21 protein-coding genes and 1 pseudogene are annotated in these 21,860 nt (G+C 73.2%); 13 read left to right on the top strand and 9 right to left on the bottom strand.

Going from position 1 to position 21,860, the window contains the following annotated elements:
- The 5 genes from ABD944_RS01325 to ABD944_RS01305 are packed head-to-tail and all read left to right on the top strand — an operon-like array spanning position 1 to position 5,598.
- Entirely contained in the window at positions 1-1,131 is a 1,131-nt protein-coding gene (locus tag ABD944_RS01325) for a PP2C family protein-serine/threonine phosphatase (RefSeq protein ID WP_345171426.1), read from the top strand.
- Positions 1,128-2,447 carry a VWA domain-containing protein gene (locus tag ABD944_RS01320; protein ID WP_345171424.1) on the top strand — a complete coding sequence of 440 codons (1,320 nt, stop codon included), beginning with the start codon at positions 1,128-1,130 and terminating at the stop codon, positions 2,445-2,447. The genes ABD944_RS01325 and ABD944_RS01320 overlap by 4 nt, the downstream gene beginning before the upstream one ends.
- 5 nt (positions 2,448-2,452) lie before the next feature.
- Positions 2,453-3,229, top strand: coding sequence for an FHA domain-containing protein (locus ABD944_RS01315; RefSeq protein ID WP_345171422.1), 777 nt, complete (start codon positions 2,453-2,455; stop codon positions 3,227-3,229).
- Positions 3,226-4,740, top strand: coding sequence for a hypothetical protein (locus tag ABD944_RS01310; protein ID WP_345171420.1), 1,515 nt, complete (start codon positions 3,226-3,228; stop codon positions 4,738-4,740). Before ABD944_RS01315 ends, ABD944_RS01310 begins: the two co-directional genes overlap by 4 nt.
- Before the next feature lie 30 nt (positions 4,741-4,770).
- Complete coding sequence (locus tag ABD944_RS01305; RefSeq protein ID WP_345171418.1) at positions 4,771-5,598, top strand: glutamate ABC transporter substrate-binding protein; 828 nt, start codon at positions 4,771-4,773, stop codon at positions 5,596-5,598.
- Between the two features lie 15 nt (positions 5,599-5,613).
- On the opposite strand, the gene ABD944_RS01300 is transcribed toward ABD944_RS01305, so the two are convergent.
- On the bottom strand, positions 5,614-5,964 hold the full coding sequence (locus ABD944_RS01300) for an STAS domain-containing protein (RefSeq protein WP_345171416.1): 351 nt from the start codon (positions 5,962-5,964) through the stop codon (positions 5,614-5,616).
- Positions 5,965-6,375: 411 nt separating this feature from the next.
- Here ABD944_RS01300 and ABD944_RS01295 point away from each other — a divergent pair, with 411 nt between their 5' ends.
- The 7 genes from ABD944_RS01295 to hisC all read left to right on the top strand — a co-directional run bounded on the left by ABD944_RS01295 (position 6,376) and on the right by hisC (position 11,805).
- Positions 6,376-7,047, top strand: a complete 672-nt coding sequence (locus ABD944_RS01295) for a lysophospholipid acyltransferase family protein (protein WP_345171414.1) — start codon at positions 6,376-6,378, stop codon at positions 7,045-7,047.
- A gap of 52 nt (positions 7,048-7,099) precedes the next feature.
- Entirely contained in the window at positions 7,100-7,798 is a 699-nt protein-coding gene (locus ABD944_RS01290) for a hypothetical protein (protein WP_345171412.1), read from the top strand.
- Positions 7,799-7,913: 115 nt separating this feature from the next.
- Positions 7,914-8,096: a hypothetical protein gene (locus ABD944_RS01285; RefSeq protein WP_345171410.1), complete on the top strand. Its 183-nt coding sequence runs from the start codon at positions 7,914-7,916 to the stop codon at positions 8,094-8,096.
- A 141-nt stretch (positions 8,097-8,237) separates the two neighbouring features.
- A complete protein-coding gene (locus ABD944_RS01280; protein ID WP_345171408.1) occupies positions 8,238-9,584 on the top strand; it encodes an SPFH domain-containing protein in 1,347 nt (448 codons plus the stop codon).
- A 77-nt stretch (positions 9,585-9,661) separates the two neighbouring features.
- Positions 9,662-10,336, top strand: coding sequence for an NUDIX hydrolase (locus ABD944_RS01275; RefSeq protein WP_179831702.1), 675 nt, complete (start codon positions 9,662-9,664; stop codon positions 10,334-10,336).
- A 57-nt stretch (positions 10,337-10,393) separates the two neighbouring features.
- Positions 10,394-10,687, top strand: a complete 294-nt coding sequence (locus ABD944_RS01270; RefSeq protein WP_345171405.1) for a DUF6401 family natural product biosynthesis protein — start codon at positions 10,394-10,396, stop codon at positions 10,685-10,687.
- A 38-nt stretch (positions 10,688-10,725) separates the two neighbouring features.
- Positions 10,726-11,805, top strand: a complete 1,080-nt coding sequence (gene hisC, locus ABD944_RS01265; RefSeq protein WP_345171403.1) for a histidinol-phosphate transaminase — start codon at positions 10,726-10,728, stop codon at positions 11,803-11,805.
- A gap of 60 nt (positions 11,806-11,865) precedes the next feature.
- Here hisC and ABD944_RS01260 read toward each other — a convergent pair whose 3' ends face one another.
- A complete protein-coding gene (locus ABD944_RS01260; protein WP_345171401.1) occupies positions 11,866-12,315 on the bottom strand; it encodes a hypothetical protein in 450 nt (149 codons plus the stop codon).
- Between the two features lie 36 nt (positions 12,316-12,351).
- Positions 12,352-12,474, bottom strand: a pseudogene (locus ABD944_RS01255) (helix-turn-helix domain-containing protein); the annotation flags it as partial.
- Between the two features lie 101 nt (positions 12,475-12,575).
- Here ABD944_RS01255 and ABD944_RS01250 point away from each other — a divergent pair.
- Positions 12,576-13,379, top strand: a complete 804-nt coding sequence (locus ABD944_RS01250) for an SDR family NAD(P)-dependent oxidoreductase (RefSeq protein ID WP_345171399.1) — start codon at positions 12,576-12,578, stop codon at positions 13,377-13,379.
- A gap of 55 nt (positions 13,380-13,434) precedes the next feature.
- On the opposite strand, the gene ABD944_RS01245 is transcribed toward ABD944_RS01250, so the two are convergent.
- The 6 genes from ABD944_RS01245 to purD all read right to left on the bottom strand — a co-directional run bounded on the left by ABD944_RS01245 (position 13,435) and on the right by purD (position 21,727).
- The gene (locus ABD944_RS01245; protein ID WP_345171397.1) at positions 13,435-14,763 is read right to left on the bottom strand and encodes a transcriptional regulator; all 1,329 of its coding nucleotides are present in this window, start codon (positions 14,761-14,763) and stop codon (positions 13,435-13,437) included.
- A gap of 880 nt (positions 14,764-15,643) precedes the next feature.
- Entirely contained in the window at positions 15,644-16,930 is a 1,287-nt protein-coding gene (gene murA / locus ABD944_RS01240) for a UDP-N-acetylglucosamine 1-carboxyvinyltransferase (protein WP_345171831.1), read from the bottom strand.
- A gap of 269 nt (positions 16,931-17,199) precedes the next feature.
- Positions 17,200-17,988, bottom strand: a complete 789-nt coding sequence (locus ABD944_RS01235; protein ID WP_345171395.1) for an MOSC domain-containing protein — start codon at positions 17,986-17,988, stop codon at positions 17,200-17,202.
- 8 nt (positions 17,989-17,996) lie between these two features.
- On the bottom strand, positions 17,997-19,307 hold the full coding sequence (purB, locus tag ABD944_RS01230; protein WP_345171393.1) for an adenylosuccinate lyase: 1,311 nt from the start codon (positions 19,305-19,307) through the stop codon (positions 17,997-17,999).
- On the bottom strand, positions 19,300-20,442 hold the full coding sequence (locus ABD944_RS01225) for a low temperature requirement protein A (RefSeq protein ID WP_345171391.1): 1,143 nt from the start codon (positions 20,440-20,442) through the stop codon (positions 19,300-19,302). The genes purB and ABD944_RS01225 overlap by 8 nt, the downstream gene beginning before the upstream one ends.
- 34 nt (positions 20,443-20,476) lie before the next feature.
- Positions 20,477-21,727 (bottom strand): phosphoribosylamine--glycine ligase, encoded by a 1,251-nt coding sequence (gene purD, locus ABD944_RS01220; RefSeq protein WP_345171389.1) that lies wholly within the window; start codon positions 21,725-21,727, stop codon positions 20,477-20,479.
- Positions 21,728-21,860: the final 133 nt, after the last annotated feature.

The following is a 21,860-nucleotide window of genomic DNA, read 5'->3' as shown; positions in this document are numbered from 1 at the left end:
ATGAACGCGGACCAGCACACCCCCGTCGCGCTCTGCCGTACCTGCGGCGAGCCCGTCAACGAACGCGACCGCTTCTGCGAGGAGTGCGGGCGCCCCGACCCGACCACGCCCAGGACGCCGCCGCTCGGCACCGCACTTCCGGGCGGCGCGGCGAACCCGGCTTCGCGGGGCGTCCCGCCGGCGCCCGGCCCCGTGCCGCGCCAGGCCCGCTCGCCGGAGCGGCCGTCCGGCCCGCCCCCGCCTCCGGGTGAGGGCGGCGGTGCCGCGGGCGCCTGCGTGGACTGCGGAGGCGGGGCCGTCGGGGCCGACGGGTACTGCGAGCAGTGCGGGCTGCGGCAGCCGAGCGGGCGGGAGCACGTCGAGGCGGAGGCCGGGCGGTTCGGGGCGGCGGTGAGCGACCTCGGGCTGCGGCGCAGCCGCAACGAGGACGCGTTCGCGCTGGCGGCGCTGCCCGCGGGCGTGTGCGCGGTGGTCTGCGACGGGGTCGCGACGGCGCCCGGGTCGGAGGAGGCGTCGCGGCTGGCCGCCGAGGCGGCGCTGGCCGTCCTGACGGACCGCGTCACCGCTGGCATGGACCCCCGGGGCGCGATGCGCGACGCGGTGGCGCGGGCGGGCGAGGCCGTGGCGGCGCTCCCCGGCGACCCCGACGCCTCCCCCGCGTGCACGTTCGTGTCGGCCGTCGTGGACGCGGGCGGCATCACCGTCGGATGGGTCGGCGACAGCCGCGCCTACTGGCTGTCCCCGGCGGGGTCGTGCCGGCTCACCACGGACGACTCGTGGGCCTCGTCCATGATCGAGCAGGGCGCGATGAGCGCCGAGGACGCGTGGGCCGACCGGCGCGCGCACGTGCTGACCGCCTGGCTGGGGGCGGACGCGGGCCCGCTCGACCCGCACGTGGCGGCGTTCCGGCCGACGGGTCCGGGGCTGGTGGTGCTGTGCAGCGACGGGCTGTGGAACGACCTGCCGGAGCCGTCCGACCTCGCCGCCGTGGCCCTCACCGGCCGGGACGGGCCGCTGGACGCGGCGCGGCGGCTGGTGCGGGCGGCGCTGGACGCGGGCGGGCACGACAACGTGACGGTGGCGGTCCTTCGCTACCCGCCGCCAGGACCGAGCAGGGAGCGGGCCAGATGAGCGAATTTCCGGAGTTCACCGTGCGGGTGGACCAGAACCCCTACCTCCCGGCCGGCGGACGGGAGATGCACGCGATCGTCTCGGTGGAGGCGCGCTCGTCCGGCGGCCCGGCCCCGGTGGCGGACGGCGGCCGAGCCCCCGCCGCGGAGATCATCATGATCGACACCTCCGGGTCGATGTCGTACCGGGGGAAGATGGCCGCGGCGAAGCGGGCGGCGCGGGCGGCGGTGAACGTGCTGCGCGACGGCGTGCACTTCGCGGTGGTCGCGGGAGCGAACCGGCCGCGGATGGTGTACCCGCAGGGGGAGCGGCTCGTCCGGGCGGACGCGGCGTCCCGGCGTGCCGCGGTGGACGCGGTGGGGCGGCTGGAGGCGGCCGGCGGCACGGCGATCGGGTCGTGGCTGCGGCTCGCCGACCGGCTGTTCACCGGGCACGACGCCGTCGCGGAGGGCGCCGTCAAGCACGCGATCCTGCTCACCGACGGGAAGAACCAGCACGAGTCCGAGGAGGAGCTGGACGCGGCGCTGCGCGTGTGCGCCGGCCACTTCCTGTGCGACGCGCGGGGCGTCGGCACCGACTGGAACGTCGCCGAGCTCCGCAAGATCACCTCGGTGCTGCTGGGCGGGTTCCTCGACGTCCCCGACCCGGCCGACCTGGAGGCCGACTTCCTGGCGATGACGCGGGCCGCGATGGGCAAGCAGGTCGCGGACGTGACGCTGCGCGTGTGGACGCCGCAGCAGGCGCGGCTGCGGTTCATCAAGCAGATGGTCCCCGCCGTGGAGGACCTCACCGGCCGGCGGGCCGAGTCGGGCCCGCAGACCGGCGACTACCCGCTCGGCGCGTGGGGCGCCGAGAACCGCGAGTACCACCTGTGCGTGGAGGTGCAGCCCGGCGACGTGGGGCGGCAGATGCGGGCCGCGTGGGTGAAGCTCGTCGCGGGCGACCAGGTCCTCGCGTCCGGCAACGTCATCGCCGAGTGGACCGACGACGAGGCCAGGTCGACGCGCATCAACGGCCGCGTCGCGCACCACACCGGCCAGTCCGAGCTCGCCGAGGCGATCCAGCAGGGCCTGGAGGCGCGGCGGGAGGGCGACGAGGACACCGCGACCGCCCGGCTCGGACGCGCCGTGGTGCTGGCGCGCGAGGTCGGCAACCAGCAGATCTCCGGCCTGCTCGACAAGGTCGTGGACGTGGTCGACCCGGCGCGCGGCACCGTGCGGCTGAAGCGGGACGTGGCGAAGGCGGACGAGATGTCGCTCGACACCCGCTCCGTCCGGACCGTGCGGACGCGGCACGGCGACGAGGCAGGGGGCTGAGGCCCATGCCGGTCTGTCCGAGCGGGCACGCGTCCCAGTCCACCGACTACTGCGACGTCTGCGGTGACCTCATGGAGGGCGCGCGGCGCGCCGAGTTCGCCGAGCCGGAGCCCGAGTCCGCGCCCGGGGCCGCGCCGGGACCCGCCCCGGGACCCGCCCCGGCCGCCGAGCCCGCGGAGGAGCCGGCCTGCCCGCGCTGCGGGACGCCGCGTTCCGGCCGCTTCTGCGAGGAGGACGGGTACGACTTCGAGACCGGCACCGTCTACACCGTCGAGTTCACCCCGGCGGGCACCGCGCGCGCGGTGCCGCTGGTGCCGCAGCAGCGGGAGGGCGGCGTGCCCGTCGTCCCGCGCCCGGCCCCGGCGCCCGGCCCGCACGCGCTGGTCATCGCCGACCGCGCCTACTTCGACTCGGTGGTCGCGGAGATGGGGCCGGACGGCGGAGGGCTCGCGTTCCCGCCGTACTGCCCCGAGCGCCGCGTCCCGCTGGCCGGCCCGCAGATCCGGATCGGGCGGCGCAGCGCCTCCCGCGCGCTGCTGCCCGAGATCGACCTCAGCGCGCCGCCCGAGGACCCGGGCGTCTCGCATCTGCACGCCGTCCTGCTCGCGCGGCCGGACGGCGCCTGGCACCTGATCGACCCCGGTTCGACGAACGGCACCACGGTGAACGGCGGAACGGAGCCGATCCCGGTGAACGTGCCCGTTCCGGTCGGCGACGGCGACCGCATCCACGTGGGCGCCTGGACGACCATCACGCTGTCCCTGCAGGAGGGCACGTCATGACGATGAGTCCGGCACCCCCGGCGGCTCCCGCCCCGCGTCCGCCCGCGCCGCCTTCGGACAGGAAGCCCGCCGACCCCGGGCGCGGCGGCCGCCTGAGGACGTTCGTGCGCGGCCGGTGGCTCAAGACGATCCCGGGCCGCATCCGGGCGCACGTCGTGCTCTGCGTGGCCGCGCTCGTGGCGCTGCTGGCCGTCCTCACCGTGGCCGTCGGCAACGCGCGCGACTCCGTCGAGACGATCGGGCACGACGCCGGTCCGCAGGTCGTCGCGACCGGCACCCTGTACTTCGCGCTCAGCGACATGGACGCGCAGGTCTCCAGCATCCTGCTGATCGGCCGCGAGCACGGCCTCGGCATCGGCTACGACGAGACCCTGCGGGTGTACGAGAAGCGCCGCGGGGAGGCCGACGCGGCGGCGGTGCAGGCCGCGCAGCTCGCCGGGCGCGACCCCGCGCTGCGGCGCACCGTCCAGGAGGTGCTGGACGGCCTCGGCAAGTACGAGCGGCTCGTCGGCCAGGCCATGCAGCTCGACGCGCAGTCGAACCACGCGCCCGGCGAGACGCCGGCGCAGGTCCTGGACGCCTACCGGCAGGCCACCGACCTGATGAAGCTGCAGCTGCTGCCGAAGGCGTACAACATCACGCTCGACACCGGCGCGAACGTCCGGCAGTCGTACGAGACGAAGCGGTCGGCGGTGCTGACCGGGCGCACCTGGGTCGCCCTCACCGGACTGATCGCGCTGCTGCTGCTGGTCGCGACGCAGCTGTACCTGGTGCGGACGTTCCGGCGGGTGCTGAACCCGGCGCTGGTGCTGGCGACGCTCGGGACCGTCGTCCTCACCGCGGTCGGGGCGGGCCTGCTCACCGCCCACGCGGGGCACATCAGGACCGCCAAGGAGGACGGCTTCGACTCGATCCTCCAGCTGTCGCGGGCCCGGGCGATCAGCCACAGCGCCTTCGGGGACGAGAGCCGCTACCTCCTCGACCCCGGCCGCGCCGACACCTACGAGCAGACCTACCTCGACAAGTCGCTGTCGGTGATCTACCCCGACCTCGGCGACAGGCCGGTGAACCTGGAGAACTACTACGCGGGCCTGGAGGAGAAGGCCGGCGCGTACCGGCCCGGCCAGACCTCCCCGTTCCTCGGCTTCTTCGGGGACGAGGCGCGGACGGTGGACAAGGGCCGCGAGGGCGACGCGCTGGCCAGGACGCTCACCGCGTACCGGACCGTCCAGCGCAACGACGCGCGGATGCGGCAGCTGGCGTCGGCGGGGAACCGGGCGGGCGCGGTCGACCTGCGGATGGGCCGCACGTCCAACGCGATCCGCGACTTCGACGCCTACGACGCGGCGCTGAGCTCGCTGACCGCCGTCCACCAGGACGCCTTCGACAAGGCCATCCGGGACGCCGACGGCGGGCTGCGCGGCTGGAACGCGGTGCCGCCCGTGGCGGCCGCCGTCATCGCCGCGCTGATCATCGCGGGGGTCCGTCCCCGGCTGGCCGAGTTCCGCTGACCGAGTTCGCCTGATCAAGGAGATCAAGCCATGCGCGCGACCCGTGCCATCGCCGCCCCGGGGGCCGTCCTCGCCGCGGCGGCGCTGCTGTCGGCCTGCGGCCTCGGCGCCGAGAAGGAGCAGTCCATCGTGGACAAGGGCTCTCTCGTCATCGGCGTGAAGGAGGACCAGCCCGCCCTCGGCGTGAAGCGCCCGGACGGCACGTACGAGGGCTTCGACGTCGACGTCGCGACCTACGTCGCGGGCAAGCTGGGCGTCCCGAAGAGCCGGCTGACGTTCAAGACGACGAACTCTTCCGTCCGTGAGGACGCGCTCGCCAAGGGCGACGTCGACATGGTGGTCGCGACGTACTCGATCACGGCGAAGCGGAAGACGAAGGTCACCTTCGGCGGGCCGTACTACGTCGCCCACCAGGACACCTTCGTCCGCGCCGACGCCGCGGCGATCAGGGACGTGCGCGACCTCAAGGGCAAGCGGATCTGCGAGGTGAAGGGGTCCAACTCCTGGCGCCGCGTGATCGAGGAGCGCAAGGTGGCCGCGCGCCCGGTCACGGTGGACACCTACGGCGCCTGCATGGACGCGCTCGCCGGCGGCCGGCTCGACGCGGTGTCGACCGACGACCTGATCCTCGCCGGGTTCGCCTCCGGCCGCCCCGGACGGATGATCAACGCGCCGTTCACCGACGAGAAGTACGGCGTCGGCCTGAAGAAGGGCGACCTCAGGGGCTGCGAGGAGGTCAACCGGGCGATCACGGACATGTACCAGGACGGCACCGCGCAGCGGCTGCTGAACAGGTGGTTCGGCGGGTCGGGGCTCAAGCTGACGACCAGCGTGCCGCAGTTCGAGGGCTGTACCTGACCCCGCCGGCCGGGCCTACGGGGTGGTGGACGGGAAGGCGACGATGGCCTCCCGCAGCGTCTCGTGGATCGGGATGAACTTGTCGATCCCGGTGATGCGGAAGACCCGCTGGACGCGCGGCGGCAGCGCCACCAGCGCGAGGTGCGTGCCGTGCTCGCCGGCGCGGCGGTTCGCGGCGACGATGGCGTTCAGGCCGGTGGAGTCGCAGAACGTGACCTCGCGCATGTCGACGACCATCGGCTCGCCCGACTCGACGACCTCGAAGAGCGCCTCCTCGAAGCGCGCGCGGGACACCACGTCGATGTCGCCCTTGACGCGGACGAGCGTGCAGCGGTCGTCCCGCATCAGGCTGATGTCGAAGTCCATCGTCACCTCACGCCCCACTCCGGTGGTGGTCCCCGGCCATCTCAGGTGACTCCTCAGGATCGCGCACGCGTGCCCGCATTCCAAGTAGTTCCCGGGTTAAGGACCAGGTCGCCCGCCCGGCTCCCGGACCGTAACGAGGGCCCGGACGCCCGTCTGCTCCCCGGTCCCGACTGTACCTGACGATGCGCCCGGGGCATCCGGGTGCCTCCCAGGAGATCCGGTAAACGGGGTAATAACTTACCGAAGAGAAACTTACTTGGCGGTAAGGAATGGCCGCGAATCTCGTCCACCCGGCGTTTGACCAGGCCTTGGACCATTTATGGCCCTCTCCGGGGCGGGAAAGGAGGATGCTGACCGGGGCCCGGATCGGTGCAGAGGTTACAGTGGCTGTGGCGAAATTCGGGAGGCTGGGTGTTCTACACGTTCATGACGCGCGTGGTGCGTCCGATCCTCTGGCTGCTTTTCCGTCCGCGGGTCGTGGGCGGCGAGAACGTGCCGAGCTACGGGCCGCTCATCGTGGCGAGCAACCACCTGTCGTTCATCGACAGCTTCATCATCCCGCTGGCGGTCCCGCGCCCGGTCACCTACATCGCCAAGGCGGCTTACTTCGAGGGCGGCGGCCTCAAGAACCGCTTCGTCCGCTGGTTCCTCACCAACCTCGGCCACGTCCCGGTGCGGCGCGGCGCCCGGCGGGCCGCCATGGGCGCCCTGGAGCAGGCCGCCGAGGTGCTCGACAACGCCGGCGCGTTCGCGATCTACCCCGAGGGCACCCGCTCCCCGGACGGGCGCCTCTACCGCGGCCGGACGGGCATCGGCTGGCTCGCGCTGGAGTCCGGCGCTCGCGTCCTGCCGGTCGCGCTGGAGGGCACCGAGAAGATCCAGCCGATCGGGGCGGCGTTCCCGCGCGTGTTCGGCCCGCGCCCCACCGTGCGGATCGGCCCGCCGATGGACTTCTCCCACTACAGGGACCTGCCGCCCGCCAAGGCCCGCCGCGCCATCACCGACGAGATCGTCGAGACGATCCAGAAGATGTCCGGCCAGGAGTACGCCGCGGAGTACAACGAGCGGGCCGAAAAGGGCTGACCCGCGTGTCGTCGGGGGCGGTGCGCCCCTTTCGCGCCGTAGTGTCGCCGCCATGGCGCACAGGCTCCTCCCCGTCACGCTGCTGCTGTCGACGGCCGTCGCGGCCACCGCGTGCGGCGGCGACGCCGAGCGCGCCACCCAGGTGCGCGGCACCGCCCGCGCCGAGGTGGCGGGCATCGGCTACACCTCCGCGCAGCTCGCGCAGGCGCTGCTCCAGCAGCCGTCCGGCTACCGGCGCGCGGGCGAGCCCGACTGGGGCGAGTACGGCTCGCTGAAGGCCATCCAGAACGCCTCCAGGCTCCAGCGGGAGGCCGTCCTCGACAAACCCTCCTGCGGGAAGTCCCGTCCGGGCGGCGACGTGGCCGGCGGCGTGCCCGCGGCGCTCGTCTCGTTCGCCGGCGAGCGCGGCCTGACCGCGACCGAGACCCTCATGAGCATGCCCGCCGCCGACGCGGAGAAGCAGGTCAACGCCCGCGTCCCTCCCGGCTGCCTGAGGTTCCGCACCAGGGTCGGCTCCGCCTGGGCCGCGCACAGGGTGGCCGAGGCGCCGAAGGGGGAGATCGGCGAGGGCTCGCGCACCGTCGGCGTCGCCACCGTCGGCGGGGGTGCGAGCACCCGCACGTGGTACGTCGTGTTCCGGGGCCGCCGCTTCCTCGCCACGATCACGGTCTTCGGGCCCGGCGCCACGCGGGCCGACGCCGAACGCCTCGCGGGCGAGGCGCTGGCCCAGGCCGACCGGGTCCTGTCCTGAGCCCCGCGGCTCGCCGTCCCCGCGGCACAGCGGATAGCGTTCGCCTTACGCGGCGCGGAGAACGGCTCCGGGCGCACCGGGCCAGGGGGTTTCCTTGATCGGTAAGGAGGGCCGGGTGACCGGCCGGATCGGGCCCGGGCTGGTCGGCGAGGTCATGATCGCGGTTCGCGGCGGCTCGGAGGCGTTCTACGCCCATCCCGTCGACCCGCGCGACGAGATCGGCGTCGGCTCGATCGTCGTCGTGGTCGAGTACCACCCGCCGCGGACGGTGTACGTGGCGCCCGCGCTGGCCCGCTGAGGCGTCCCGCCGGGCCTGGCCTGATGCGGACGTGAACTTCCGGTTCGCAGACCGAACCGGACACGCCTCCGCCGCGTCTGATGGGAAACGCGGACGGGCCTGACACTTCGGCCGGCCGCCCGACCGGAGGAGGAGGCCCGTATGCCCGTGATCGCCGTTGCGATCGGCGTCGTCGTCGCCATCATCGTGCTGATCGTGCTGTTCAAGATGGTGTGGCGGGTGGCCGAGCCGAACGAGGCCCTGATCATCTCCGGGCTGGGCGCCAAGTCCAAGCCGATCGACGGCGTGGACAGCCTCGGCTTCAAGATCGTGACCGGCAAGGGGACGTCCGTCCTGCCCGGCTTCCAGACGGCGCGCCGCCTGCGGCTCGACAGCCGCGCCGCGAACCTGGAGGTCAACTGCGTGACGCAGCAGGGCATCCCGGTCAAGGTCCGCGGCGTGGTCATCTACAAGGTCGGCGACGACTTCGTGTCGATCGCCAACGCCGCGCGGCGCTTCCTGGAGCAGCAGAACTCGATGGACGGCGCGATCCACGAGCTGTTCACCGGCCACCTGCGCTCCATCATCGGCAACCTCACCGTCGAGGACCTGATCCTCAACCGCGAGCGCCTCACCTCCGAGACCCGCGGCTCGGCCGCCGACGAGATGAGCAAGCTCGGCCTGGTCGTCGACTCCCTCCAGATCCAGGAGATCGACGACGAGACCGGCTACATCACCAACCTCGGCCGCCCGCACGCCGCCAGGGTCGCCGCCGCCGCCCGCATCGCCGAGGCCGAGCGCAACCAGGAGGCCACCGAGCGCGAGCAGGAGACCGAGCGGCAGAACGCGGCGGTCATCCGGGACACCGAGATGAAGAAGGCCGAGTACCAGGGCCAGGTGCAGCAGGCCGCGCAGCAGGCGCGCCAGGAGGTCATCCTCAAGGAGACCCGCAACGCCGAGCTGGAGGCCGAGCGCACCGAGAAGCGGCTGGAGAGCGAGATCCGCAAGCCCGCCGACGCCCGCGCCTACGAGCAGGTCAAGCTGGCCGAGGCCGAGCGCGAGGAGCGCATCTCCTACGCCCAGGCCGCCGCGACCGAGGTCCAGCTCAAGGCGCAGCGCGAGTCCGAGGCCATCCGGCTGATCGGTGAGGCCGAGGCGGACGCGACCCGCCGCCGGGGCCTGGCCGAGGCCGAGGCGATCAAGGCCCGCGCGGAGGCGCTGGCGGAGAACACCGACGCCGTCATCGCCCAGCAGCTCGCCGAGCAGTGGCCGCAGATCGTCGAGGCGGGCGCGGGCGTGTTCGGCAACGTCGACAACATGGTCGTGCTGAACGGCGCCCAGGGCGTCGAGGACATGCTCGCCAAGGCCCTCACGCTCGGCGGCACCGGCCTCGGCGTCGCCCGCCAGCTGCTCGCCGGGCTGAACTCCCCGAGCGCCCCGGCGGGAGTCAACGGCCACAACGGGGCCCCGGCCGCGACCGTCCCCGTCGAGATCCCCAAGGAAGACTAGGCGCCGATGCGCGGAAGGCCCGGCCCCGCCGGGCCTTCCTGGCGTCAGCGGGGGGCCGGTCCCGCTAAGTTCGTTGCATGCCCGTGCCCCGGCTCGCCGTCTCCGTCGACCTCGTCGTGCTCACCGTCCGGGAGCAGCGCCTGTGCGCCCTGCGGTGGCGGCGCGACCGGCCGCCGTACGAGGGGGCGTGGTCGCTGCCGGGCGGGTTCATCCAGCTCGACGAGGACCTGCCGGTGGCCGCGGCCCGGCTGATGGCCGAGCGCGCGGGGCTCGCGGACGTGCGGATCCACCTGGAGCAGCTCGCCACCTACGGGTACCCGGACCGCGACCCCCGGCAGCGGGTGGTGAGCGTCGCCTACCTGGGGCTGGCGCCGGACCTGCCCGCCTCCAGCCGCGCCCAGGTGCTGTGGACCGCCGTCGACGACCTCCTCCACCACGACCGGGCCGCGTTCGACCACCGGCGGATCCTGGGCGACGGGATGGAGCGGGCGCGGGCGAAGCTGGAGTACACCTCGCTGGCGGCGGCGTTCTGCCCGCCCGAGTTCACGGTCGCGGAGCTGCGGCGCGTCTACGAGATCGTCTGGGGCACCACCCTCGACCCGCGGAACTTCCACCGGAAGGTGACCGGCGCCGACCGGTTCCTCATCCCGACCGACCAGACCACGACCCGCGACGGAGGGCGCCCCGCGCGCCTCTACCGCCGGGGCGATGCCGAGCAGTTGCGGCCGCCCATGCTGCGGCCGCGCGGATGAGCTTTTACCTGGGGTGATGTTCCGAGCAGCGCCGGACCGTTGCTAGTTTCACCCCCTATGAACGGTGACTCGCCCGAAGTGCTCGGCCTGCTCGTCCGGGACATCGGTGAGGCGGGCGTCGCGGAGATGGCCGGTTCCCCGGGCCTCGCGGCGGCCGTCGACCAGCACGTGGCCAGCCTCCGCGACGAGCTCGGCGCGCCCGGCGAACCGCCCGGCGCCGACGAGCTGATGGGCTATCTGCACGGCTTCGCGGAGGACGCCTTCAACCGGGGCTGGTGGCCGCAGGACACCCAGGACTGGGAGTTCGTCCGGATCGTGGCCGTTTGCTGGATGATGAGGAACGCTGCGTAGGCTGGGCCCATCACCCCTGTGCAATCTGGAGGACAACGGTGTCCGAGGCACCCACACCCCGCTTCCGCTCCGTTCTCGACCGCTTCGTGGCTTACAAGCCCGGCAAGGTCGTGGTGTCGCCCGAGGGGCGCTCGTTCAAGCTGTCGTCCAACGAGTCGCCGCACGGGCCGCTGCCCTCGGTCGTCGAGGCGATCGGTGAGGCGGCGCGCAACATCAACCGCTACCCGGACAACAACGCGACCGCGCTGACCGAGGCGATCGCGTCGTTCTGCGGCGTTCCCGCCGACCACGTCGCGGTGGGCTGCGGCTCCGTCGGGATGACCCAGATGCTGCTGGAGGCGGTCGCCGAGCCGGGCGCCGAGGTCGTGTACGCGTGGCGGTCGTTCGAGGCGTACCCGCTGCTGGTGTCGCTGTCGGGCGCGACGAGCGTCCAGGTGCCCCTGCGGGACGAGACCCACGACCTGCGCGCGATGGCGGACGCCATCACCGAGAAGACGCGGCTGGTCTTCGTCTGCAACCCGAACAATCCCACCGGCACCGCCGTGGGCCGCGCGCAGATCGAGGAGCTCCTCGACCGCGTTCCCGCCGACTGCCTGGTGGTCCTGGACGAGGCGTACCGCGAGTACGTCCGCGACGACGACGTCCCGGACGGCCTCACCCTCTACGGCGACCGCCCCAACCTGGCGATCCTGCGCACGTTCTCCAAGGCCTACGGCCTGGCGGGCCTGCGCATCGGCTACCTCGTCGCGCACCCGCTCGTCGCCGGCTCCATCCGCAAGACGTTCCTGCCGTTCAGCGTGAACTCCGTCGCGCAGGCCGCCGGCATCGCGTCCCTGGACGCCACCGACGAGCTGATGGAGCGCGTCGAGGGCACGGTGAAGGAGCGCGACCGCGTCCGCGCCGCCCTCCTCGCCGACGGCTGGACGGTCCCGCCGACCGAGGCGAACTTCGTGTGGCTGCGCCTCGGCGACCGCACGATGGAGTTCTCCGCCGCCTGCGACGCCCACGGCGTGAGCGTCCGGCCCTTCGACGGCGAGGGCGCCCGCGTCTCCATCGGCTCCCCCGAGGAGAACGACGCCTTCCTCAACGTCGCGAGCTCCTTCCCCCACCGCAACTGACCGTCGGCGGCGCGGCCGGCCCCGGCCCGTCGGGGCCGGGGGCACGTCCTCGCTCCGGCGTCAGCCGGGCCGGGGGCCGGGGCTCCGGGCCGCGGCCGCGGCGGTCTCGACGTCGATGCCCGTGCCCGGGGCGAGGCTCTCGGCCGTCTGGAGCGCGGTGGCGAGCGCGGCCACCGCCAGCTCGACCAGCTGCCAGCGGGGGACGTCGTGGTGCGCGAGGTGGTCGATGATGAGCTCGTCGAGGTAACCGACCCACCCGCGCATCGTGCTGCGCAGGACGGGAGGGACCGGGCCGGTCGCGCCCAGTGCGCGCAGGATCCGCTCGGCGCCCTCCCAGCGCAGTTCCTCCACGAGCGCGTGGACCTCGGGGTCGGAGCCGATCCCGCCGCGCATGAGAGCGAGGTACCCGGCGGCGTTGTCGTCGATGAAGCGGATGTGGCGGTCGATCGTGGCGCGGATCCGCTCACCGGGTGACGCGCCGCCCGCCGGAGCGTCGCGAACCGCGCGCACCCGGTCGGCGGCCGCCCGGACGGTGGCCAGGTAGAGGCCCCGCTTGTTGCCGAAATGGTGGGCGATCAGCCCGTAGGCGACGCCGGCCCGCCGGGCGATCTCGCTGGTCGTGACCTCGTCGTAGGCGCGCTCGGTGAACAGCTCACCGGCGGCCCGGATGAGCGCCGCTCTTCTGTCGATGGCCGCCTCCGGTGGTTGACGTTCCGCCCTGGCGCTGCCTACGATCCCGCATTGATTGATAATCAGTCAAGGAGGGTGCGATGATCTCCGCGGCACGGATCCTGCTCACCGGCGCGTCCAGCGGCATCGGCCGCGCCCTCGCCCTCGCGCTCGCCGCCGAGGGCGCCCGGCTCGCCGTGGCCGCGCGACGGGAGGGAGAGCTGCGGGCGCTGGCGGCGGAGATCGGCGAGCGGGGGCACCCGGTGCCGACGGTGCTGGCCTGCGACCTGTCGGTGCCCGGTGCCGCCGCGGACCTGGCGGCCCGTGCGCGGGACGCCCTCGGCGGCATCGACGTCCTCGTCAGCAACGCGGGAGTGAGCCTGGTCGAGGCCCAGGCCGACCTCGGGGACGACGAGAGCGCCCGCGCGAGCTTCGAGACGAACTTCTGGTCCCCGCTGGCGCTGGCCGCCGCCGTCCTGCCCGGGATGCGCGAGGCCGGGAGCGGCACGATCGTCAACGTCACGTCGACCGTGCAGGCCGTCCCGCTGCCGCTGCTCGGCTACTACGGCGCCGCGAAGGCGGCCCTCGCGCAGGCCACCGGCTCACTCCGGCACGAACTGCGCCATACCCCGATCCGCGTGCTGGAGGTCGTGCCGGGCTCCACCGACACGCCCCTGCGGGACGTCGACCGGCTTCCCTGGCGCGCGCCGACCAGGACACCGCCGCCGGTCCCGCCGGAGTCGGTCGCCCGGGCGACCGTCCGGGCGCTGAAGAGCGGCAGGCGGCGCGTCGTGCACCCCGCCTACTCGCTCCTCCCGCTCGAACTCCCGGTCATCGGACGTCTGGTCGCCCCCGTCGCCGCCCGGCGCATCGACACCGGCGGCGTTCTCGTACCGCGGCGGTGACGAGCGGAGGGGACCGCGATACGGCCGGACGTGCCGGTACACGCTCGCGTCGCGGTCAGCCGGCCTTGGCCGGGCCGAGTTTCTCCACGATCAGGCGGTAGAGCTGGCGGGGGCGGCCCGGCTGGGGGGTGCGGTTCGGGGGGAGCGGCCAGGCGAGGCCCTCCTCGACCAGCGTGCGCAGGAGGCGGCGGGCGGTGCGGGGCGTGACGCCGAGCATCTTGCCGGCGTTCTCCGCGTCGACGATGAGGGGCTGCTCCTGGTCGCCGAGCTTGTCGGCGAGCCGGGCCAGGATCTCCAGGCCCTTCGGCTTGGCCTGCGGCTGGGTGCGCGGCGGCGTGCGCGGTGCCGGAACGAGCGCGCGGCCGTCGCGGTCCAGCGCGAAGCCCTGCGCCCGCTGGGAGCTCTGGGAGCGCGCCAACGCGGCGCGGGCGTGGTTCTCCGCCTCGTGGGCCGTGCGGCCCATGCCGATGCCGACCTCGATGGCCAGGCCGAGCTCCTCGCGGACGCGCTCGACGAACGGCGGCGTCCGGAAGCCCTCGGTGGACGCGGTGACCGAGCCGCGCGTGGCGATGACGAGGTAGCTGTGGTCGTCGACGGGCCACACGGAGGCGTTCATCCGGTGCGCCTCCTGGAGGAGCACCCGGTGCAGGGCCAGCTTCAGCTCGTCGCGCCAGTAGCGCGGGGTGACGCGGCGCGGGGTCTCGCGGAGGGTCGGGACGTCCACCAGCACGACGACGAGCTGCGACTCCTCCAGGCGGTGGTGGGCGCCGAGGAGCGCGGCGGTCTGCAGGGAGCTGCGGATCGCGGCGCCGGTCGGCCGGACGCGGATGGTCGGGACGCCCGCCATCTCCATGCGCTCGGCGGTCGCGTGCACGCAGGTCATCGCGACGGTGGTGGCGCCGCGCCGCCAGAGCCGCTCGTGGAACGCGGCGAGCGTGCCGGGGCCCGCGGCCTCCTCGCGCAGGTGCACCTGCTCGGTGCCGAGGCTGATCTCGGAGTAGGCCTCCTCGACCTCGGCGCGGCCGAGCACGTCGATGCTGACCCGGGACGGGTCGAAGCGCTCGTCGAGGGACGCCCGCAGCAGCGCGCCCTGCAGGGCGGCGCCGTTCAGCGGCACGTACGTGGCGGGCATCGTCAGGACGCCGGCCTTGCGCGCGAAGTCGTACGGGACGGGACTGGCGAACAGGCACACGTCCACGCCCGAGCCGAGGCGCACGACCTTGTCGGCCGCCTCCTGCTCGTCGCGGTACGCGGCGGCCACCAGCCTGCTCGGTACGGGTGTGGGGCCGTGGCCCATGAGCATGACCCGTTCGACGAGGTCGTGGGGGCCCACGACCCCGATCGTGAGGTCGGGGGTGACGGACCCCGTTCGCGCCGCCGTCATCGATGATCGCTCGCTTCCCATCCGGCCTCTCGGCGGGGGCACCGCCCCGGCCATCTGATCGCGCACGTTCCGCCCAACGGTTGACTCATGGCTTGACGCCCCTGCCTTCTGACCCAGCACCCGCACTTCCCGTGCGATTCGACTTCCCGCGAACCCGCCTCCGGAAAGTGGAGGAGGGCCGTCTTGCCCGAGCTCCCACCCGCCTCGGCGAAGCGGAGAGGATCTCCTTCTAGCTGGCAGATCGGGTCAGGGCGACGCGATGTGACACCCAGACGCGAAATCGAATCAAGAGTGCGGCGAAAAAGTAACCTACGCGACCCCCTGGTCAGTAATTTGTCACCAATCGGCCAGCCTTGATCCTGCATCTTCGGATGTCCGAAGTTGAAAAACAAGACCCGAAACCATGGCGAGGGCCCCTTCCTGACGCTCCTACGTACTGGAGGGACCCCTGCGGTGTCCGTTTGGTTTACGCGGCGGCCGAAATCAGGCGACCCGATCTCGCCTGCTCCGGAAAGACGAGTGATCCGTCCAGAGCGCGTGATCGGGGGCGGTTGGTGAATTTTTACCGCGTTACGGTCCGGTCGAATCGGACCGTTCCACGCATGACTTCGCAGGTCAGAGAGTCGGCGTTCGACCGGTAAGGAAGCTCCGTCCGAGCCGTGCGTAACCGCGCGGTAACGCACGGCTCAACGGATTTGCCGGGGACCGTTACTCGGCTCGTCAGGGATCAACCAGGAGTTGGTCAGGCCCGAGGCCACATTCGGCCGATCGACCAACGGCGACCGGACGCGCGGCGCTGAGCTTCGGACGGCGCGGCGGCGCGGTTCGGATGGCGCCGCGCCGCGGTTCGGATGGCGCCGTGCCGCGAGTGCGCCCGGCGCTAGCCGACTTCGCGGACGATCTCGGCGCCGAGCTGGGAGAGCCGCTCGGCCGTGTGCGCGTGCCCGCGGTCGAGGTAGTAGGCGGAGGTGATGGTGGTCTCGCCCTCGGCGGCGAGGCCGGCCAGCACCAGGGCGCTGCCGCAGCGCAGGTCGTGCGCCTCGACCTCGGCGCCGCGCAGGCCGCGCGGGCCGTTGACCTTCGCGCGGTTGCCGTCCACCTCAATGTCGGCGCCCATCTTCGCCAGCTCGCCGGCCAGCTTGAACCGGCCGTCGAAGATCCGCTCGTAGATGTAGGAGGGGCCCTCGGCCAGGCAGGACACCGCCATGATCGGCGACTGCAGGTCGGTGGCGAAGCCCGGGTACTCGTCGGTGATGACGTTGATCGGGCGGAGCGTCCGGTCGCGGCGCACCTGCAGGACGGCGCCCTGCTGGTGGAACTCCACGCCCATCTGCTCCAGCTTGTCGGCGGCGACGCCGAGGTGCTCCAGCGAGGCGCCGACGAGGCTGAGGTCGCCGCCGGTGATCGCGGCGGCCATCACGAACACGCCGGCGTCGATCCGGTCGGGCATCACGGTGTGCTCGACGGCGGTCAGCTCGTCCACGCCCTCGACCGTGATGAAGCCGGTGCCGCCGCCGCTGATCCGGGCGCCCATCGCCTGGAGGATGGCGATGTTGTCCAGCACCTCCGGCTCCAGCGCCGCGTTCTTGATCAGCGTGGTGCCGTGCGCCAGCGCCGCCGCCATGATCAGGTTCTCGGTGCCGGTGTGCGAGGGGGTGTCGCAGTAGAGCGTGCCGCCGCGCAGGTCGCCGGCCTTGATGTGGATGATGCCGTCGCCGTTGTCGGCCACGTGCTCGGTGACCGTGGCGCCCATCCGCTTGAAGCCGTTGTAGTGGAAGTCCAGGTTGCGGCTGCCGAGGTTGCAGCCGCCGACGCCCTCGATGACCGCCTCGCCGAAACGGTGCAGCAGGGCGGGGACGAACAGGAACGAGCCGCGGAACCGGGACGCGATCTCGGCGGGCAGCACGGGGCTGCTCAGCGTCGAGGCGTCGATCACCAGCGTGCGCTCGGTCTCGTGCAGCTCGGCCTTGGCGCCGATGGCCCGCGCCAGCTCCACCGCCCGCCGCACGTCCTCGATGATCGGGACGTTGCGCAGCACGGTGCGTCCCCGGGAGGCCATCAGCGAGGCGCCGATCATCGGGAGGACGGCGTTCTTCGCGCCCTGGATGAAGACCGTGCCGTGCAGCTGCCGGCCGCCGCGCATGCGGTAGCGAACCTCGTGGCCCATGCTCATGCCGCCTAACTTCCTCTCGGGTGCGGTTGCGTGTGCGATCCAGTTGGGAGCACGAGGGCCGAGCGTGCCTGACGGTGTCCCCCCGCTGCCGACGCGACCCCAGTAAACCATCGGGCCGGAGGTGTGGCGTCCGGCCCGGGCCCCGCGGGCGTCAGTCTGCTCGTTGAGACTTCCGGAACACGCCAAAGGTTCGCGTTCCCTGAGGAAATTCCCCCGGCGAGCCTAGGGGCGGCGGCCCCCCGCCGCCGGGGTTTTGAAGATCATCATTCGGTGCGGGGGGCCACGACCTCGACCGGGTCGCCCACCCTGAGCGTGCCGAGGACGCGCGGGACGCAGTTCTGGCCGAACTGGATTCCGCGGTCCCGGGTGCGGTAGGAGGCGAGCGTCCGCAGCGGCTCACGGCCGCGCTCCGCGGTCCGCTGGTCGGTGGTGGTGACGACGCAGCGGGTGCACGGCTTGACCATCTCGATGACGGCCTCGCCGACGCGCAGCAGGCGCACCTCGTCCTCGCCGTAGGGGCCGAGGCCCTCGACGACGAGAGACGGGCGGAACCGGTTCATCGGGAGGGGCTCGTCCAGCCGCGCGTTGAGGTCGGCGAGGGACTCGGCCGAGATGACCAGGAGCGGGTAGCCGTCGGCGAACATGACCTCGCCGCCGCCGCGGGCCGTCGGACGCAGGCCGGTGAAGCGCACGAGGCGGCAGCCGGCGCCGAGCAGGTCGCCGAACCAGGCCGCGGCCTCGTCGCCCTGGTCGACGCCCCGGCACTGCGACCGCTGGACGGAGACCTCCCGCACCTCGCCCTCGTCCGCGGCCTTGTGGACGAGTCGCGAGGCGCCGGGGGCGTCCACCGTGAGGACCGTCCCGTCGTAGGACGGGCGCATCAGCGCCATCCGGGCGTGGTCGCGCTGGGACAGGAAGCGGCCCTCGGGGGTGACCAGCATGAACTCGCGGTCGAACGGCAGGCCGCGCGGGGTCAGCTCCGCACTGCGCAGCGCCGTCCCGCCGCCGCCCTTGAGCGGGTAGACGTTCAGCTCGGTCAGGGTCCCCTGCACGGCCCCTCCTAACTGAGAGCGGTCAGGCGGTCGAACATCGGGCCGAGGCGCGCCACGAAGCGCTCCGGGCGGCACACCTCGTCCAGGCGCTTCTCGTCCAGCGTGAGGCCGGCCTCCGCGGCGTGCGCGCGCAGCGTCTCGCGGAACGGCGTGCCGGTCTCCCAGGTCGCCATGGCGGCCTTCTGGACGAGCGGGTACGCCTCGTCGTCGCGCGACATGCCCGCCTCGACCAGCTCCAGCAGGACGGTCGAGGTGTAGATGAGGCCGCCGGTCGAGTCCAGGTTCTCCCGCATCCGCGCCTCGTCCACCACGAGCCCGGACATGAGGCGGTTCGTCAGGTTCAGCATGTAGTCGAGCGCGATGGAGGCGTCCGGCAGCGCGATCCGCTCGGTGGAGGAGTGCGAGATGTCGCGCTCGTGCCACAGCGGGATGCCCTCCAGCACCGGGACGATCTGGGCCCGCACGATCCGCGCCATCCCCGCCAGCCGCTCGGAGATGATCGGGTTCTTCTTGTGCGGCATCGCCGACGAGCCCTTCTGGCCCTTGCCGAACGGCTCCCACAGCTCCCGGACCTCGGTGCGCTGCCCGTGCCGCACCTCCAGCGCGATGGCCTCGCACACCGTCGCCATGATCGCCAGGGACGAGACCCACTCGCTGATCCCGTCGCGCAGGACGACCTGGGTCGACACGTCCGCGGCCCTCAGGCCGAGCTTGCGCGCGACGTGCAGCTCGATCGCCGGGTCGATGTTGGAGTACGTCCCGACCGCGCCGGAGATGGCCATCACGCCCACGGCCTCGCGGGCGCGCCGCAGCCGGTCGCGGGACCGGGCCATGGCGAACGCGAAGTCGGCGACGCGGTGGCCCCACACGTCCGGCTCGCCGTGGATGCCGTGCGTGCGCCCGACCCGCAGCGTCGCCCGGTGCGCCAGCGCGTGGTCGCGCAGCGTCGCGACGAGCGCGTCCGCCTTCTCCAGCAGGATGTCGGTGGCCTCGACCAGCTGCAGCGCGAGCGCCGTGTCGAGCAGGTCGGACGACGTCATGCCGAAGTGGACGAACCGCGCGGCCTCCCGCGGCTCGGTGTTGTCCGCCCACGCCGACAGGAAGGCGATGACGTCGTGCTGCGTCACGGCCTCGATGGCGTGCACGGCCTCCGGCGTCGGCGGCGGCGCCTTGCGCACCGGCTCCACCACCTCCGGCGGGATCGTGCCGGCCTCGGCGTGGGCCTCGACGACGAGGACCTCCACCTGGCACCACAGCTCGTACTTGTGCGCGTCGCTCCAGACGCGTCCCATCTCCGGAAGGGTGTAGCGCTCAATCACCCGACGATTGTCCCAGGCCGGGAACCGCCGCGTCCGGCCGGGTCGCCGCGTGCTCCAGCGCCAGCGCGGCGGCGACCACCAGGACGAGGGCGGTGATCTCGGCGGCGGCCACCCAGAGGCCCAGCGGAGTGACGGCGAGCGCGGCCGCGGCGGCGCCGAGCCGGATGCGGGACGGTCCGATGCGCACGGCCCGGCGGAACGCCGCGTCGCCCGCCAGGTAGAGCGCGACGCCGCCGGCGAGCGCGAGCGCGGGGCCGGCGTGCAGGCCGTCCCAGGCGTGCCCGACGGCCGTCCCCATGCCGGCCGCCGCGACGATGATCCCGATGACCAGCGGGATGTGGGCGTAGAAGTAGCCGAACATCGTCATCTGCGTGCGGCGCACGTCGTCGGCGGCGGCCAGCGACTCCTCGGCGCGCTCGTCGTCCCTGGCGAAGTAGCTCCACCAGACGGCCGCCGCGAGCGCCAGCCCGAGCAGCACGGCGACGACCAGGCCCGGGTCCAGGTGGGCGTGCTCGGCGCCCGCCCCGACCGCGATCACCGACTCGCCGATGGTGATCATGACGAGGAGCCCGTGCCGCTCGACGATGTGCGCGGCCCGGATGGTGAACAGCCCGCCCGCCGGCACGATGTACGGCTGGACGATCGGGACGACGAGCGCGAGCGTCCACAGCACGTACACGGCCGGCCCGTGGTCGAGGATCCCGGCGACGATGATGAGCGCGGCCGCGAGGAGGTTGGCCGGGAGGACGCGCAGGATGTTCGGGTTGTCCTGCGCGTACAGCGTCACGTGGGCGAGCACCAGCACCAGGTACCCGAGGCCCCACAGCACGCCGCCGCCCTTGAACGCCGTCGGGGTGGCCAGGGCGACCATGAAGAACCCGCCCATCCCGACCAGGAGCAGCAGGCGCCGTCCCGCCGTCGTGGGGGTGAGGGTGTTGGTCAGCCAGGCGTAGCCGCCGTACATCCACCACAGGACGCCGAACATCAGCACGACCTGGGCCAGGCCCAGCGCGTTCAGTTCCTTGACCAGGACGTGGCTGAGCTGGGTCACCGCGAAGACGAACACCAGGTCGAAGAAGAGCTCCAGCGTCGTGACGCGGTAGACCTCCTCGCCCGCGGGCGAAGGTGATGCCATGCCTGACCTGCCTTGTATCTGTGTAATCAGGTAATCATGGCAGGGAGACGGCCTTCAGCGCGATGTCGGTCCGGTGGTGGGACCCGCGCAGGCCGATCCTGGACACGGCCTCGTAGGCGGCGGCCCGGGCGGCGGCGAGGTCGGGCCCGGTGCCGACGACGTTGAGGACGCGCCCGCCGCTCGCGACCGGCCGCCCCTCGCCGCCGAGCGCGGTGCCCGCCTGCAGGACGTAGGCGCCCTCGACCGCGGCGGCCTCCTCCAGGCCGGTGATCTCGTCGCCCTTCGCCGGGGCGGCCGGGTAGCCCTCGGCGGCCACGACCACCGTCACGGCCGCGCCCGGCAGCCATTCGAGGCGCAGGCTCGGGTCGAGGCCCCCGATCGCGCAGGCCTGGAGCAGCGTGGCGACGGGGGTGGCCAGCCGGTCCAGCACGACCTGGGTCTCGGGGTCGCCGAAGCGCGCGTTGAACTCCACCACCCGCACGCCCTGGGACGTCAGCGCGAGCCCGGCGTACAGGACGCCGACGTACGGGGTCTCGCGGCGGCGCAACTCGTCCACGGTGGGCTGGACGACGGTGGCCATGACCTCGTCCACCAGTCCGGGCGGCGCCCAGGGCAGCGGCGTGTACGCGCCCATCCCGCCGGTGTTCGGACCCTCGTCGCCGTCGTAGGCGCGCTTGAAGTCCTGCGCGGGCAGCAGCGGGACGGCGTGCTGCCCGTCGCACAGCGCGAAAAGGGAGACCTCGGGACCGTCCAGGTACGCCTCGACCACGACGCGGTCGCAGGCGTCGGCGTGCCGCAGCGCCTCGTCGCGGCTCTCGGTGACGACCACGCCCTTCCCGGCCGCGAGCCCGTCGTCCTTCACCACGTACGGCGGGCCGAAGGCGTCGAGCGCCTCCTCGACCTCCCCGCTCGACTCGCAGACCCGCGAGTCGGCGGTCGGCACCCCCGCCGCGGCCATGATCTCCTTGGCGAACGCCTTGGACGCCTCGATCTTCGCGGCGGCGCGGTCCGGCCCGAAGCAGGGGATGCCCGCCTTGCGCAGGGCGTCGCCGACCCCGGCCACCAGCACCGCCTCCGGCCCGATGACGACCAGGCTCACCCGGAGCCGCGCGGCCAGTTCCACCACCGCCGTGCGGTTCGTCGGATCGAGCTGGTGATTGTCCGCGATCTCTGCCGTGCCCGGATTGCCCGGGGCGCAGTGGAGGGCGGTGACGGCAGGGTCGCGGTGCAGGGCGCGGACGAGCGCATGCTCGCGGCCACCCGATCCAAGGACGAGTACTCGCACGTCGCGAGCTTACTGGTCCCCCACCCCGCGCCGGGCGCGCGTAACCCCTGCGCGAAGGGGCATGCGGCCCGGTGAGGCGGCCGTCACACCGGGACGTGTGAACCTGACCGATACGGGCGGCGTCCTACATATC

It is taken from the genome of Actinomadura verrucosospora (assembly GCF_039540335.1).
GTDB lineage: Bacteria > Actinomycetota > Actinomycetes > Streptosporangiales > Streptosporangiaceae > Spirillospora > Spirillospora verrucosospora.
This window is presented reverse-complemented; position numbering and strand designations above follow the sequence as displayed.